The 15,939-nt window shown below is 60.4% G+C and carries 11 protein-coding genes; 5 read left to right on the forward strand and 6 right to left on the reverse strand.

What is annotated here, in order from left to right:
* Window positions 1-13: 13 nt before the first annotated feature.
* The 4 genes from ACL2XP_RS14285 to fucO all read left to right on the forward strand — a co-directional run bounded on the left by ACL2XP_RS14285 (window position 14) and on the right by fucO (window position 5,423).
* Window positions 14-1,525, forward strand: a complete 1,512-nt coding sequence (locus ACL2XP_RS14285; RefSeq protein ID WP_413733447.1) for a tripartite tricarboxylate transporter permease — start codon at window positions 14-16, stop codon at window positions 1,523-1,525.
* 56 nt (window positions 1,526-1,581) lie between these two features.
* Window positions 1,582-2,577: a Bug family tripartite tricarboxylate transporter substrate binding protein gene (locus tag ACL2XP_RS14290; protein ID WP_413733448.1), complete on the forward strand. Its 996-nt coding sequence runs from the start codon at window positions 1,582-1,584 to the stop codon at window positions 2,575-2,577.
* Window position 2,578: 1 nt separating this feature from the next.
* Window positions 2,579-3,961 (forward strand): MmgE/PrpD family protein, encoded by a 1,383-nt coding sequence (locus tag ACL2XP_RS14295; protein WP_413733449.1) that lies wholly within the window; start codon window positions 2,579-2,581, stop codon window positions 3,959-3,961.
* 310 nt (window positions 3,962-4,271) lie between these two features.
* A complete protein-coding gene (gene fucO, locus ACL2XP_RS14300; protein ID WP_413733450.1) occupies window positions 4,272-5,423 on the forward strand; it encodes a lactaldehyde reductase in 1,152 nt (383 codons plus the stop codon).
* 95 nt (window positions 5,424-5,518) lie between these two features.
* Here fucO and ACL2XP_RS14305 read toward each other — a convergent pair whose 3' ends face one another.
* The 6 genes from ACL2XP_RS14305 to ACL2XP_RS14330 form a co-directional block, all read right to left on the reverse strand.
* A complete protein-coding gene (locus ACL2XP_RS14305) occupies window positions 5,519-6,418 on the reverse strand; it encodes an aldose 1-epimerase (protein ID WP_413733451.1) in 900 nt (299 codons plus the stop codon).
* Window positions 6,419-6,431: 13 nt separating this feature from the next.
* Window positions 6,432-7,493: a zinc-dependent alcohol dehydrogenase family protein gene (locus ACL2XP_RS14310; protein WP_413733452.1), complete on the reverse strand. Its 1,062-nt coding sequence runs from the start codon at window positions 7,491-7,493 to the stop codon at window positions 6,432-6,434.
* A gap of 11 nt (window positions 7,494-7,504) precedes the next feature.
* Window positions 7,505-8,509, reverse strand: a complete 1,005-nt coding sequence (locus ACL2XP_RS14315) for an ABC transporter permease (RefSeq protein ID WP_413733453.1) — start codon at window positions 8,507-8,509, stop codon at window positions 7,505-7,507.
* A 66-nt stretch (window positions 8,510-8,575) separates the two neighbouring features.
* Window positions 8,576-10,105: a sugar ABC transporter ATP-binding protein gene (locus ACL2XP_RS14320; protein ID WP_413733454.1), complete on the reverse strand. Its 1,530-nt coding sequence runs from the start codon at window positions 10,103-10,105 to the stop codon at window positions 8,576-8,578.
* Window positions 10,106-10,126: 21 nt separating this feature from the next.
* A complete protein-coding gene (locus ACL2XP_RS14325) occupies window positions 10,127-11,074 on the reverse strand; it encodes a substrate-binding domain-containing protein (protein ID WP_413739157.1) in 948 nt (315 codons plus the stop codon).
* A gap of 183 nt (window positions 11,075-11,257) precedes the next feature.
* Window positions 11,258-14,539 (reverse strand): DUF5107 domain-containing protein, encoded by a 3,282-nt coding sequence (locus tag ACL2XP_RS14330; protein WP_413733455.1) that lies wholly within the window; start codon window positions 14,537-14,539, stop codon window positions 11,258-11,260.
* 110 nt (window positions 14,540-14,649) lie between these two features.
* Between ACL2XP_RS14330 and ACL2XP_RS14335 the strand changes: the two genes are divergently transcribed.
* On the forward strand, window positions 14,650-15,852 hold the full coding sequence (locus ACL2XP_RS14335) for an ROK family protein (protein WP_413733456.1): 1,203 nt from the start codon (window positions 14,650-14,652) through the stop codon (window positions 15,850-15,852).
* Window positions 15,853-15,939 lie beyond the last annotated feature (87 nt).

Genomic DNA, 15,939 nt, shown 5'->3' on the forward strand with positions numbered 1-15,939 from the left:
AGAGAGAACGCTAATGTCCCTACTTTATAATATGTTAGACGGCTTTGTGACGGCATTATCCTTTACCAATTTGCTGTGGATCGTGGTGGGCGCGCTCCTCGGTACGTTGATCGGCATTCTGCCGGGCCTGGGTAATCCCGCGGCAACGCTGGCCATTCTGCTTCCGCTTACGTTACGCCTGCCGCCGACCACCGGCCTGATCATGATGGCCGGTATCTACCACGGCGCCAAATTCGCCGGCGCCACCACCGCTATTTTGCTTAATATCCCCACCGAAACGTCTTCAGTGGTGCTGTGCTACGACGGTCACGAACTGGCCAAGCAAGGCCGCGCCGGAGTGGCCATGGGGATGTCGGCGATTTCCGGGTTTATCGCCAGCACCATCGGCGTGATAGGCCTGACGTTCGCCGCCCCCCTGGCCGCGCGGATGGCGGTGCAGTTCGGCCCGCCGGAATTTGCGATGCTGATGATTTTCGGCCTGCTGCTGGTGATCTCCATGGCCGGCAAGTCGCCGGTAAAAGGGCTGATTTCCATGTTTTGCGGGCTGCTGGTGTCCACCGTGGGGGCTGATATTTTTTCCGGCGCCCAGCGGTTCACCTTCGGCAGCGTGAATTTGTACGACGGCATCGAGTTTTTAGTGGTTACGCTGGGCCTGTTCGCGGTGGGCGAAGTGCTGATCAATACCGGCAAGAAAATGGAAAAGGCCAAGCCCCTGGCGGCGCCAAAGCATTTCCGGGAATATTTGCCCACCTGGGCGGATATCAAGGAGTCGCGCCTGGCCATCGCCATCGGCACGCTGGTCGGTTTTTTTATCGGCGCGCTGCCGGGCGGCGGGTCGACCATCGCCTCCTTCGTGTCCTACGCCATGGTCAAGAATACGTCGAAGCACCCGGAGAAATTCGGTACCGGCGCCATCGAAGGGGTGGCGGGGCCCGAAGCGGCGAATAATTCCGAATGCGGCGGCACCATGATCCCGCTGCTCAGCCTGGGTTTACCGGGCAGCGCCAGCACTACCGTCATGCTGGCCGCCCTGCTGCTGTACGGCATCCAGCCCGGACCGCTGTTATTCACCAACCATCCGGAAATTGTCTGGCCGGTGATCGCCAGTCTGTATCTGGGCACCGTCGCCCTGCTGATCCTGAACTTGCCGATGATTCCCCTGTGGGTGCAGATTTTGCGCATTCCCTACTGGCTGCTGTATCCGATTATTTTGCTGCTGGCGGTCGTGGGCGCTTATAGCGTGCGGGGGTCGATTTTTGATGTGTGGCTGCTGATGGGTTTTAGCGCCTTCGGTTATTTGTTCCGGCGCTTATCGGTGCCGGCCGCGCCCATGCTGATGGCGTTCGTCCTGGGGCCGGAAGCCGAATTGGCCTTCCGGCAATCGCTCATGCTTTCCAATAATAAACTGTCGATTTTCATCGAACGGCCGATCTCCGCCGGTATTCTTTGCGCCATCGTCCTGGTAGTGGCGTTTTCGGTCTATAGCCGGATGAAGCAGCGGCGCAAGGTCATGTCCACGCTCTAACGCGCATGTCCGCCGCGGCGGACATGCGCAGGGCACCAGAATAATCAGGAGGCAATATGAGAACCAAGGTATTACACCGGTTGATATGGCTTGCCGTCGTGGGCGTATTCACGGCGATGCTGATGGCGTGTAACGACCAGCAAGAGGCGGGCAAACCCAGCAATGTGCAATTCGTGGTCGACACCGGACCGGGCGGCGGCAGCGATCTGTTCGCCCGCCAGATTGTAAAAATCGCCCGCCAGAACCATATCCTGACCGACAACTGGCCGGTATTGTCCCGCCCCCAGGGCGGCGGTTTGGGGGCGATGAATTTCATGGGCGAGAAAAAAGGACAGCCCAATTTCATTTCGGCGTTTACCTCGAAATGGGTATCGAGCAGCTTTACGGAGCCTAACGCCACCATCACGGTCAAGGATTTAACCATCGTCGCCATGCTGGCGGACGAACAGCAAATCGTGGCGGTGCCGGCCAATTCCCCTTATCACAGCTTTGCGGATTTCATCGCGGCGGCGAAAAGCAATCCGGGGCAACTGGTGCAGGTAGGGGGCGCCTATCAATCCGTCGATAATCTTGCCGCGTTGAAAATCCAGGAGAATACGGGCACCAGCTGGAAATACCTGTCCTTCTCGGACGGGGGCCCGCGTATTACCTCCCTGCTGCGCGGCGACGCCCAGATAATGATCGGCGCGCAGACCGATTTTTCCGAACAGGTGGCGGCCGGGCAAATGCGCCTGATCGGCGTGCTGGGCGATGCGCGCAGCAAACAATATCCCGACGTCCCTACCTTGGCCGAACAGGGTATCCCCATGCAGGGCATTCCCGATCAATTGCAATTTCGCGGTATCGCCGCGCCTCCCGGCACCAAACCGGAAACCGTGGCTTATTACCGGGATATTTTCGCCAAACTGGTCAAGACCCCGGACTGGGAAAAATATATGCAGGAGGAAGGCGATCGGACGGAGTTTGTTACCGGCAGCGAGCTGGAACAACGAATGAGCCAGTACAGTCAAGATATTCAACAATTAATCACGTTGCTTAAAGGGAAACATTGATATGTCTGCTGATATGACCGAAATACCCCGGCCGGCCACCAAGACGCGGCAGCTCGGCGCCTTTGCGGCCTCGCTCACCTACGCGGCGCTGCCGCCGGATGTGGTGCATTACTGCAAGCGCGCCCTGGTAGATTGGAGCGCGGCGGCGATTGCGGGGTCAGCTCAGCCCGGCGCGCGCAAAGTGCGTCAGGTCATTGCCGCCCTGGACCAGTCGGGGCCGGCTACCATCGTCGGCACCCCCATGACCGCCAATGCCGCTTTCGCCGCGCTCGGCAATGCCTACGCATCGCATTTGCTGGACTTCGACGATGTGTTTAATCCCATCGAAACGACGATTCATTTAAGCTCATGCCTGTGGCCTGCGGTATTGGCCATCGGGCAACTGCGCGGATTGAGCGGACAGGAGGCGATCGCCGCCTACGTCGCCGGTTTTGAAACCGGCGCGCGGGTGGCCCGGGCGGCGGGCACCACCCACTATCAAAGCGCCTGGCAGGTTACCGGCACCATGGGGCATGTGGCCGCCGCCGCGGCCGCGGCCAATGCGCTGAAGCTGTCGCCGGAGGCGGCGACCCACGCGCTGGGGTGCAGCGTCACGCAGGCGGCCGGCGTGCGCGAAGTCTACGGCAGCGACAGTAAAGCGCTGCCGCCGGGGAAAGCGGCCATGGACGGGGTGCTGTCGGCGCTGTTGGCCGAAACCGGCTTTACCGCCACGGATACGGCGATTGAAGGCCAGCGCGGATTGCTGCGCGCCGTCAGTCAAAAACCGGCCGATGAATTGCTGACCGAGGGATTGCATACCCTGTGGCACCTGCTCAGCAACGGCAACAAGCTCTACCCCACGGCCTCGCTCACGCATCCGGCCATCGAAGCGGCGAGCTCCGCGGCGGACGATTTTGCGGCCCGGCGGGAAGTGACCGAGATTGTGTTGCAGATGCATCCTTTTTCCGCCGCGGTGACGGCGGTGGTGCATCCGCTTACCGCTTCGCAAGCCAGGTTCAGCACGGCGCATTGCGTGGCGGTGGCCCTCTCCCGCCGCGGTCTGGGATTAAGCGATTTCGATGACCGCACGTTACGCGATCCCGCTATCGCCCATTTGCGCGATCTGGTCCAGATCGTCCCGGACCCGTCCATCGACAAACGCGGCTGCCGCCTCACCCTCACCTGGTCCAACGGCCAATTATCATCGTATGAAGTGCTGCGCAACCGGGGCACGCCGGCCGCGCCGCTAAGCGATCGGGATCTGTCGGACAAACTGACCAATGCGGCCGGCGGCATCATGGACGCCACCCGCGCGGCGGCGCTGGTGGAACAGTGCTGGTCCCTGGAGCGGCTCACCGATATCAACCCGTTTATGCACAGCCTGCGCGGCACGCAGGCGCCCTGACCGGCGTGAAGCTACGAAGCTACTTGCGCATGTCGGCCAATAGCCGCATGGCGATTTTTTCGGTGTTGGCCATATACCCTGCGCGGCGGCGTGCAGGGTATATCACGCCGCCTCGCCGCTTCCTGCGGCGAGGCGATAGTAATGTTTACCTTTATTTTGTGACCGTTATCTCGCCTTTCTTTATCGTACTGCCATCCTGCCTTTATTGTGGCAATCATGGGAAGGAATACCCCGGCGCCGGAATTTATAATGATTCTCTATCCTGATGGGCTTAACCGCATTCGTTATATAAAATTAATAAAGGCTTATTATGACAAATCGAATCATACTCAATGAAACGTCTTATTTCGGTAAGGGCGCCATTGCCCATATCGTCGATGAGGCCCGCAGCCGGGGTTACAAAAAAGCGCTTATCGTCACCGATAAAGACCTGATCCGCTTTGGGGTCGCGACCCGCGTCACCGCGCTGCTTGACGCCGCCGGCCTGGCCTATGCCATTTTTGACGAAGTGATGCCCAACCCCACCATCGCCGTGGTGACGCGCGGCGTGGCGGCATTTAACGCCGCCGGCGCGGATTACCTGATCGCCATCGGCGGCGGTTCGCCCCAGGATACCAGCAAAGCCATCGGCATCATTACCCGCAATCCCGACTTTGCCGACGTGCGCAGCCTGGAGGGCGTAGCCCCCACCAGCCAGGCCAGCGTACCGATTATCGCCATCCCCACTACGGCGGGAACCGCCGCCGAGGTCACCATCAACTATGTGATTACCGATGAGGAAAACCGCCGCAAGTTCGTTTGCGTCGACCCCCACGACATTCCGCTGGTGGCGATTATCGACCCGGATATGATGGCCAGTATGCCGGCGTCCCTGAAGGCCGCCACCGGCATCGATGCGCTGACCCACGCCATCGAGGGTTATACCACCCTGGGCGCCTGGGAACTGACCGATATGTTCCATATCAAGGCGATTGAAATTATCGCCCGCTCCCTGCGCTCCTCGGTGAAGGGCGAAGCCCGGGGGGTGGAAGATATGGCGCTGGGCCAGTATGTGGCCGGCATGGGGTTTTCCAACGTCGGGTTGGGGCTGGTGCACGGCATGGCGCACCCGCTGGGGGCGTTTTACAACACTCCGCACGGGGTGGCCAACGCCATTTTGCTGCCTTATATCATGGAATATAACGCCGCGCAGACCGGCGAAAAGTTCCGTCATATCGCCGTGGCGATGGGCGTCGACGCAGCCTTGTCCCTGCCCATCGAACAGGCGCGCAAGGCGGCCATCGATGCCGTCAAGCAATTGTGCAAGGACGTCAATATTCCCGCCCGGCTACGCGACGTAGGCTTGCTGGAAGCCGATATCCCTGCGTTGGCCGAGGCGGCATTCGCGGATGTCTGTACCGGCGGCAACCCGCGGGAAACCAACGTCGACGATATCCAAAAACTGTACCGGAACGTCTTTTAATCCCGAAAAGCACGCGCCGCGCAGCCATCTCAGCAGACAGGCCGCTTACGCGGCCTGTCTTATTGGTCAATAGCCGGTTAGTCGCCGGCGCCGCGTCACACGCCGGCCTGCGAAACCAAAGACAGCGTTTGCGTCAGCGTCTCCTGCGGGGCAAGCGCCGTCATGCCGCCCAGATCGGGCAGATTATGGCCGTTGGCCGCATGGCTCATGGGTTCAAAACAGAAAAACTCAAAGTCATAACCCGGATCAAAGGCCGGGTCGGAGACAAAAACAAAATAGACCGGACACGCCGGCTCGGTGCAAAGCGTAAGCCCGTGCCGCCGCTCCGGCCATTCGATGCGGGCCTGGCCGTCCCAGCCGGAAAATCCGTTATTCACCCAGCGGCGCGGCAAGACGCGCGGCGCGTTGAAATCGCTATCCGCCGGCAGCCCGTCCCGGTGTTCCCCGGCCAGCCATTGTTCCCCTTCCCTCCAGTAGCCCGCGGCGCTGGCCCGTAAGCGGGTGTGCTCCGTCAGCGGAAAATAGGGATGCCAGCCCAGGCCAAACGGCAGGGTGTCTTCCCCCAGGTTGGTGACGCTCAGGGCAACGGCCAGCGTGGCGCCGGTCAGGGTGAAGCGCTGGCGGGCGCGGTAGCGGTAGCGGTACACCCCCTGCGTATGCACATATTCCAACAGCAGCGCGTCCGGCGCCTGCTCCAGGCATAACCACTGGTTTAGCCAGCCGTCCCCGTGCAGGTAGTGTTGATCCCAATCGGTATTGGCCGCCAGGGCGTACTGCCGCCCCTGGAAGCTGAACCGGTTGCCATTGACCCGGTTGCCAAACGGCACCAGCGGGAAGCACCCGGAGCGCAACGCGTCCGTCTCGTCGCTTAACTCGGCCGGACGGAGCAGCGGCACGTCGCCGGCGGCCGTCAGCGCCAGCAATTGCAGTATCGTCCCGCCCCGTGACGATACCGTCAGGGCCAGTTGCTGATTTTGAAGGGAAAAGAGCGCCATACCGCCTCCAGGATTAATCGGCGAAATTTATCACCACTTTGCCGCATTTGCCGCTGGCCATCAGCGCGTAAGCGTCTCCCGCCTGCTCCAGGGAGAAACGATGAGTAATGGCGGTATGCGGGTAGAGGCGCCAATCCTGCAAATCGCCGCAGCACTTTTCCATATGATACAAACTGGTGACCCAGGAGCCGATAATGCGCCGCTGGTGGTGCATCAAATCGGCGCTGACCTCAAATTCCACCTTGCCGGTTTCGCCGATATACACTACCCGCCCCCAGTCGGCGGACGCCTGCAGGGCCAGCAAACGGCCATGGGCATTGCCCGAGCAATCCAGGGCCACGTCCACTCCCCCGCGCGTCAGCGCCTGGATTTCCGGGATCGGGTCCTCGCCGCCGGCCAGGAACCCGCGATCCATCAGTCCCAGGGTTTTCGCCGTCGCCAGCCGTTCCGGCTGGACATCAACGCCGATCACCCGTTTGGCGCCGCGCCCTTTCGCCAGCATCATGGCCATCATGCCCACCGGTCCGAGGCCGACCACCAGCACGTTGTCGCTGCCGGAAACCTCGCCGCGCAAAATACCTTCGTAGGCGGTGCCGACCCCGCAGGAGATAAACGCGCCGTCTTCGTAACTCAGCGCATCCGGCAAATGGATAAGATCCTTTTCTTCGGCCAGTAAATATTCGGCATGGCCGCCGTCGCGCTGCCAGCCGTAGGCCGCCTTGCCCTTGCCGGTACAGGAAATCGCAAACCCTTTGCGGCAGTTCGGGCAAAATCCGCAGCCGGAAATATGGTATACCAGCACCCGATCGCCGGCGGTAAAATGCCGGCAGCCGGCCCCGGTCTCCACAATTTGGCCGCTGGGTTCGTGGCCGTTGATAAACCCCTGGTATAAAGGCCGATCCGGCGCCGCCGCCGTGGCCCGGTGCTGATGATAGATATAATGGATATCGCTGCCGCAAATCCCGGAGGATTTCATTTTAATCAACACCTGGCCAATGCCCGGTTGCGGAATAGCCACCTCGCGCAACTCCACGCTGGAATTGCCGGGGAGATAGGCCGCCAACATCGTTTTCATAATTTCCCTCGTTATTTTTTAACGTTCACCCGCGCATTGCGCTGGGTGAGCAGAATATTCGCCAGTACCGCCACGACAATAATCACGCCGCGCACCACTTGCTGGAAAAAGGAATTGATGCCCAGCAATACCAGGCCATTGCCAATCAGGGTAATCACCAGCACGCCGAGCAGCGTGCCCAGCAGCGAGCCGCGTCCGCCCGACAGCGCGGTGCCGCCCACCACCACCGCCGCAATCACGTCGAATTCCAGGCCGTTGGCCGCGCCGGCATTGCCCGACCCGAGCCTTGCCGCCAGCAAAATGCCGGTGATGGCCGCCAGTACGCCGGATAATGTAAAAATCAGCACCCGCACGCGCTTGACGTTTATGCCGCACAGCTGCGCCGCCGACGCGTTGCCGCCCACCGCGTATACCGAGCGGCCAAACGCCGTTTTACGGCTGACAAACAAGAACACCGCAAACAGGATCAGCATCAGCAATGCGGATACCGGAATACCCGCCGCCTGGCCGCCAAGCCAGTCCAGCACCGCGTTTTCATCGATGGGCACCGGCAGCGCGTCGGTCATGAACAGGCCCAGGCCGCGCAGCGCGCTCCATAGCCCCAGGGTGGCCACAAAGCTCGGCACATTAAACCAGCCGCGCAAAAATCCCGCCAGCGTGCCCAGCGCGGCGCCCAGAATAATCACCGCCAGCAGCGACCATGCCAGCGGCACCTGGGCGCGCATCAAATACGCCAGGCATACGGAGACGAACGCCACCATCGGCCCGACGCTGACGTCGATTTCACCGGCGATAATCACCAGCGTCATCGCCCAGGCCGCGATACCGATGGTGGCCGCGTCCCGCAGGACGTTCATCTGGTTGTTTAATGAAATAAACCCCGGCGCATATGAGGTGAAGGCCAAATATAACAAGGCTATGACCACCAGCAGGCCGATAGCGTTGATATGCTGAGAAATAAAGGCCCGCCGCCGGCTCTTCTTTTCAGACGAATAAGGTAAGGTGGTCGTCGTCATTTTCATGGCTCCTGCTCCAGTTCAGTCCGTTGATCGCTACGGTGGTTGGAATGGGTGGTTAAGGATCTAGTGCGAGGCCAATATTTCGGCCATCAATTCATCCATCTTGATGGGCGAAATAAGCGTTTTGGTCAGCGTGCCCTGCTGCAACAATAAAACCCGGTCGCACACCAGCGGTAATTCCTCGACTTCGCTTGAGACAAAAATGATGCTTTTTCCCTCGGCCGCCAATTGGCGGACAATCTGGTAAATCTGGTTCTTGGCCTCCACGTCCACGCCGCGGGTGGGTTCATCCAATAACAAAATACGGCTTTCGGCATAGACCCAGCGGCCGATCACCACTTTTTGCTGGTTGCCTCCCGACAGGGTGCCGATAAGCGTGGTGGTGTCGGCGGCTTTGATCCGCATGCGGTCCATGATTTCCCGCGTAAAATGCCGGACTTTTGGCCATTGCAAAATGCCCCAGCGGCTGATGCGGTGCCGGTTGGTCATCACCGTGTTTTCATCCACCCCCAGCAGCGGCATGATGCCCGCTTCCTTGCGGTTTTCCGGGGTGTAGCCCACGCCGGCTTGCAGCATGCGGGTATAATCCGGCCGGTTAATCACCGTACCGTCGATTTCTATCGTCCCCTGATCCGGCGGCTCCAGCCCTGCCAGCGCTTTAAGCAATTCGGTGCGTCCCGATCCCAGCAGCCCGGCGATTCCCAGCACCTCGCCGCGATGCAGGGTAAAATTGATATCACGCAGTTTAGGCGCCACGCCAAGCCGGCTGACGCGCAGCACCGGCCCGCCGCCGCGGGGTTCGGTGACAAAGCGGTCCTGGTGATCGCCGTGCCCCAGCATCAGGGCGACGATTTGCCCGGTGGTGGTATCGGCCAGATCGACATTGCCCGCCACGCGGCCATCGCGCATGATGGTCGCGCTGGACGCCAGGCGGCGGATTTCATTCATGCGGTGGCTGACATAAATCACCGCGATACCCACCTCCGCCATGGACTTCACGGCGGCAATCACCAGTTCCACTTCGCTGGAAGCCAGGGAGCTGGTGGGCTCATCCAGGATCACCAGTTGCGGATGCCCCTTCATTACCCGCGCGATTTCCACCAACTGCTGCTGGGCCGGGCTGAGCAGGGACACGGGGATTAACGGATCGATATCCACTCCCAGATGCCCCAGGCAATGTTCGGCCTGGCGAATCATCGCCTTGGCGTCCAGCATGCCGCCGCGGCGCGGCCATTCCCCCAGGTACAGGTTTTCCGCCACGCTCAGGCCGTCCACCAGGCTCAGTTCCTGATAGACCGCCCGCACGCCCAGCTCCGCGGCGCGGCGGGTGAGCTGGGCGTCGCCCCCCGACAGCGCGGCGCCGCCCAGGGTAACCTTGCCGCGATCGAGACGTTCGCTGCCGGTCAGCATGCGGATCAGGGTCGATTTACCCGCGCCGTTTTTGCCGAGCAGAGCGCGGATCTCTCCCCGGCGCAGGGTGAAATCCACATCCTCCAGCGCGACCACCCCAGGGTATTGCTTATAGCCGCCCCGGATGGATGCGACGATGTCCCCAGCGGTAGCGCTATCGTTAAAAGCTGCATGTATTGACATAGTGGCGCCTCTGCCCCGGGGTTAAGGTAAACCGTCCTGATGGGTGTCGAGCCAGCCCTTGGCCTGTTCCGCCGTCACGTATAAATCGATGGGCACTTGGGTGACTTTTTGCGCCGGCAGGGTTTTATTGATGGCATTGAGGGTTTGCGCGAACACCAGGCCGCCCATTTTCTTGCCCGAGATATCCACCACCGACTTGAGCACTTCGTTTTTATTCAGTTCCTGGGCGATTTCCGTCGTCATATCGGACCCGAACACCACGGTTTTACCCACGCGATTCTGATTGCGCACGGCTTTGACCGCGCCCAGGGTGGCGCCGCCGGATTCGCCGAAAATAGCGTCCAGCGCGGGCTGGGAAATCAGCAGTTTTTCGCCGACGGAAATGGCTTTATCCAGCACGGTCCCTTCCTGGTTGGCCACCATAGTCATGCCGGGCACCCGCTGTTTCAGCGCCTCCTCAAAACCTTTGCGCCGCTGGACGCACACTTCAAACGCCTCGCAGTTGATCACCGCGATTTTAGGGGCGGTTATTTTTTGCGCCACGAAGTAGTCGGCGGCGGCGCTGCCCAACTTACGGCCAAACTCCAGCGGATCGCCGACTAAATAGGCCGAAACGTATTTTTCCACCCCGCCGGGGCTGATGCACGTGTTGTAGCAAATCACCGGAATATTGGCGTCGCTGGCGCGCTGCACCGCGCGGCGGCTGCCCTGCTCGGATACCGCGGACAGGATGATGGCATCCACGTTGCGCGCCACCAGGGTATCGATAAACGAGCTTTCCTTGGAAATATCGCCCTGGGCGTTGGTTTCTATCAGGTTAACGTTGCTGCCGGAGGTTTTCGCCGCATCCTGCACCCCCCATTTGACGCCGGCGTAATACCCCTGGGTATCGAGATAAATGGCCCCGATGGTCAGATCCTTTTTGGTTTGCGCCTGGGTAACCGAAGCCGCGAACAGGCCGGCGAGCATAACGCCGGCCAGAGCGACTCCTTTGATTATCTTTAACATAGAATTCTCCGTGTAACAGGGACTTGGGTAAGATATCGTTAGCGTTTGTATTTTTTATGTATGCAATTTGTTGCGCTGGAACCAGGGTAGTCCATCACCCCTGCGCAGATACTTATAACGATCACGGATTAAACTAAACACAGATTAGTAAACGCCGACCGCATCGCCGTATTGTAAAAAGAACCGGGCCTGGCTATTGGCGGGGTTGAGAACAAGTACCTCGCGCAGCGTCTGGCTATAAGCGTCATCGCCGGCGCCAAGCCGGGCCAGGGCCTTGACCAGCAGCCGATGTTCCCGCTGCTGGTTTTGCCGATCGGCGTCCAGCACCAGCAAATCGGGCAGGGACACCGCGAAAAAATCGGTTTCCAGCGGCTGCCGGCCGCCATCCAGAGACCAGGCCAGCATGTCGGCAAATAGGGCGTCGGCCTGCTCATGCTGGTTAAGCCGGCGCAGCGCCATGCCCTGGTAGAACAGGTAATCAACCGGCCGATCGTTGTAATAGCGCCGTTCGCCCAGGTCCCGCTCGCCGGCCGCCGCCCGGGCGAAATAACCGCGCGCCTGGTCGTCTTGCCGCAGTTGCCGGGCGCACACGCCCAGCCAATAATAGAGATCGTTATCGGTCTGTCCTACCAGGCGCCCTTCACCGAGATTGGGCGGGTAATCCAGCGCCGCCAGCAACCGGGCCTGCGCCTCCCGCGCATTACCGTGCGCCAGCAGCGACAGCGCCTGGAGCTGCGCATTGAGCACATATTGGCCGGTAACTCGCCCCTCGCCCCCTTCCCACGGGTGGAACCGGCGCCCGGTGAGCAGCGCCGACGCCGCATCCAGTTTGCCGCACAGGTTATAGAGGCAAAGCAGCTCGGCCGCCAGGTCGTCGCGCTGCAGCGTCACCGGCAAATGGGCCTCCAGCAATTCCAGGCGCGTCTGCGGCGGCGTTTGGGTGAGTTTGTGCAGTAAATCCAGTTCAAAAAGAAGGCGGGCATCCTGCGGATCAAGCCTGAACGCGGCGTCGAGGCAGCGGCGCGCTTCGGCGGCGTCATGCTGTTTATTCCAGGCATAGATGCCCAGCCCGCGCCAGGCGTCGGCAAAATCCGGCTCTTGTCGCAGGCAGCGTTGCCAATGGGCTACCGCCTGGGAAATATTGCCTTTGCTGTAATGGAAACTGGCCAGCAAATGCTGGGCAAACGCGTCGTGGGTAAAGCCGGACAGCATATTGACTTCCGCCGGCGAATTCGGGAAGCGCACGTTGGCGGGGAACGCCAGCCGCGCCTTGCTGATTAAGGCTTCGGCCGCCGCCGGGTCCAGGGACGCCTGTAAATAAAGGGGCAGCGTTTCCCGGCAGTCCAGCACCCGCAGCGCGTCCAGCGCCAAATCCCGGCGGCCGAACGAGAGCAGTTGGGTGGCGATATTGAGGGCGTTTTCCCCCCGCCCGCCGGTAATGCTGAGCAATACCTGGCGGGCGTCGTCGTCCGGCTCCAGCCGGTAGCGCAGATAATGCAGGAGGTAATGCAGCGGATAGTGGGCCAACTGCCGGTCGATATAGGCCCGCGCCGGCTGGCCGGTTAGCGATAACAGCAGGGCTCTCAGGGCGACCAGCCCGTAGTGGCGGGCCTGGCTCGCCAGTCCCTGCTCGCAGAAATCCAGCGCCGCGGCGTAATCTTCCCGCCGGGTGGCCAGGCGGGCCAAACCGAAATAACCGGCGGATTTGGCGTTTCCGCTCCAGACGGCGCGGAAAAAATCTTCATAAGCCGCGGCGAAATCGTCCAGTTGTTCACGGGCGCAGGCGCGGATCAGGCTGGCCAGGCCGCATTGGGGATTTTTATTCAGCCGGTGCGCCCGGCGCAGCGCGGTATTCGCGCAGGCGATGGCCCCGGCAAAGTCCGCCCGGTTGTAGGCCAGCGTCGCCAGCGCCAGATTGCAGCGATAATCCCCGGGGTCCAGCTCTACGCCGCGCCGGTAATAATCCAGCGCCGAACGGCTGGCGTGATGATACTGCTCAAGATGCTGGCCGATAAACCAGGCTTCATCGGTGGAGGCGATTTCGCCGGCCGGCAGCGGCGCCTGCGCGGGCTGGGGCAGCGGGGTTTCTTGTTGCAGATGTTCCGTATAGGCCAGCAGCTCGCGCCCGCGGCTATCCAGCAGGCGCAGCGTCAGGCGTGGCGCGAATTCCCCTGCCAGCGTTGCTTTCAGCACGTCGCCGGGCCGGAGCGTGATTTCCCGATCCACCAGCAGTTGATCCTCCAGTCCTTCGCCGCCGTCCGGCGATGAAATCATCACCCGCGCCCGCGGCAAGGGGCCTACCGCATACACGCCCCACTCCAGTTGGCTGCCGTTGCGTTCGAGCTTGATCACCGCGTCGGTATTGGCGTTTTGCACCGTGCCCAACCCGCTATAGGGCATGAAATTCTGCACGAAACGCTTTTCTTCATAGGCATCGAGCCAGGTGAAATCCGGCTGGTTGTCGGTGAATACGCCGGTCATTAACTCGATATAAGGCCCGTTGCGGTCGGTCAGGTTGCGATCCCAGGCCTTGCCAAAGGCGCAGTTGCCCCAGGTCCACTGTTTTTTCCCCGGGGAAATATGATGATCGGCCACATGCAATAAGCCGCCCTGTTCGTCGTGGCTATAAGCGCCCACGAAATCATAAGCGGATTTATCCGCCATATAAGAGGTCGGCACGGGGATGTTTTTATAGCGGGAGATATCCACGCCGCGCGAATAATCCACTTTGTAATAGGTGCCGGTGGCAATGGGGAACGAGGAAACATCCCGCTTGCCGTGATCGAATACCGCCGTCACGTCCGGCGGAAATACGCTTTGATGGTCATCGCCCCCCTTCACCGCCGGGTTGGCCCACCACAGGAAGTGGCGCGGCGTCGGGTTGGCGTTGTAAATCCTGGCGCTGATTTCCAGCAGGGCTTTGTCGGGGTAAAGCGTAAAGCCGGTCATGACCTGCAAACCGTGCATCGGCTCCACTTCGCCGAGCCAGACGGTTTGCGCGCCGTTTTCGCCGGGTTGAAGGGTAAAATCCACCGGCATATAGGTGGTGGGACGGTGATGCTGCGGCCAGTTGAATTCGATGCCGCCGGAGATCCACGGCCCGAGCAGGCCCACCAGCGCCGGTTTCACCACTTCGTTATAATAAACGAAATCGCGCTGCTTCACTTTATCCCAGGCGCGGTGTACGCGCCCGCCCAGCTCCGGCAGCAGCATGATTCTCAGGTAATCATTTTCCAGATACAGTGCCTGGTAGGGCCGCAGCGTTTTCTCGCCGGTCAGGGTATCGGTCACGCCGTAGGGATAAACCGCCCCGGACGATCCCTGATAGACGCGATGCGCCAGAAACATCGGGTGAGTGTCTTGTTTACCCGTGAGATAGGTCGGTAATTCAATCTGTTCCTGCCAAATCTTTACGGTTGCGCTCATCGCATCCTCTCACTTGATTGCCGCTGAAAAGGTTGTTTTGTGAGTCTACCTAGTGCAAGCGGCGCAAGGATCAGCTACCGTCACGCAATTCAGTAAGCGGGGTTTAGTAAATGCAGAGCAAAGGATTAAACAACCAGCGGGTCCGTCAATATAATAAAAAAGTGATGATGACGCTGCTCTATCGCGAGAAAACCGCCAGCAAATCAACGCTGTCGCGGCTGTCCCAATTGTCGATTCCCGCGGTGGGGAAAATCCTGGCCGACCTGCAATCCGAAGGACGCATCAGCCACAGCGCGGTAAACTTGCATGCGCGCGGCCTGGGGGGCGGGAGTTATCAGGCGGCGGTGGATGGGACGTGCATCCTATGCATGAACGTTTCGCCGTATCGGATTGAAAGCATATTGACCGATAGCCTGATTACGCCGCAAAGCCCTTTCCAGCTCACCGACATCGCGGTTAAAACGCCGGAGGCCCTGCTGGCGCAAATTGAAAAATTATTCCATGGGTACCGGAAAACCTATCGCGATGTGCCGATCAAGCTGGCGCTGTCGGTGCACGGCCAGGTGAACCCCACCACCGGCGTGTCGCAAAACATGCCCCAGGCGCCGTGGAACAGCGCCATTGAAATGAAATACTTGCTCGAAGAGCGGCTTAATACAGAACTGCTGCTGGATAACGACTGCGTCATGCTGGCGCTGGCCGAAAAGTGGCAACATCAGCACGAGCAGCACGATTTCTGCGTGATCAATGTCGATTACGGCATCGGCTCGTCGTTTGTGATTAACCAGCAGATTTACCGCGGCACGCTGTTCGGCAGCGGACAAATCGGCCACGCGATTATCGATCCGGACGGCAGCCTGTGCTCCTGCGGCCGCCACGGCTGCCTGGAAACCGTCGCGTCGCTGTCGGCCATGAAAAACCAGGCCCGCGGCTGGCTGATGGCGCAACGGCCGGCCAATGACGAAACCGTGCCGCGCACGCCCTCGACCCAGGAGCTGATCGACCGCTATCATCAAGGCGACCCGGCGGTGAGGGCCATGGTGATGCGGGCCGCCCGCGCGCTGGGCCTGAGCCTGTATAATTTTCTTAATATTCTGAATATCAATCATATTTATTTATATGGCCGCAGCTGTGGTTTCGGCGATGCGTGGCTCAATACCGTACGCGAACAAACGGGGCTAAATCCCTTCGATCGGACCGACAGCGTTAAAATCATGGCCACCCACGTCGGGCTGGGCACGCTGAGCCGCGCCCAGCAAATCATGGGCATCGGATATTTATATGTGGAGCACGCGCTGGAACAAATGGCGTAATCGGACGGGAAACGCATTATTTATGGGAGCCGGCGGGCTTACGCGCACCGCCGGCGGAAATATAGGGGACGCCCTGGCCTGGCCCTC

Source organism: Sodalis sp. RH21 (assembly GCF_047324175.1).
Lineage (GTDB): Bacteria > Pseudomonadota > Gammaproteobacteria > Enterobacterales > Enterobacteriaceae > Acerihabitans.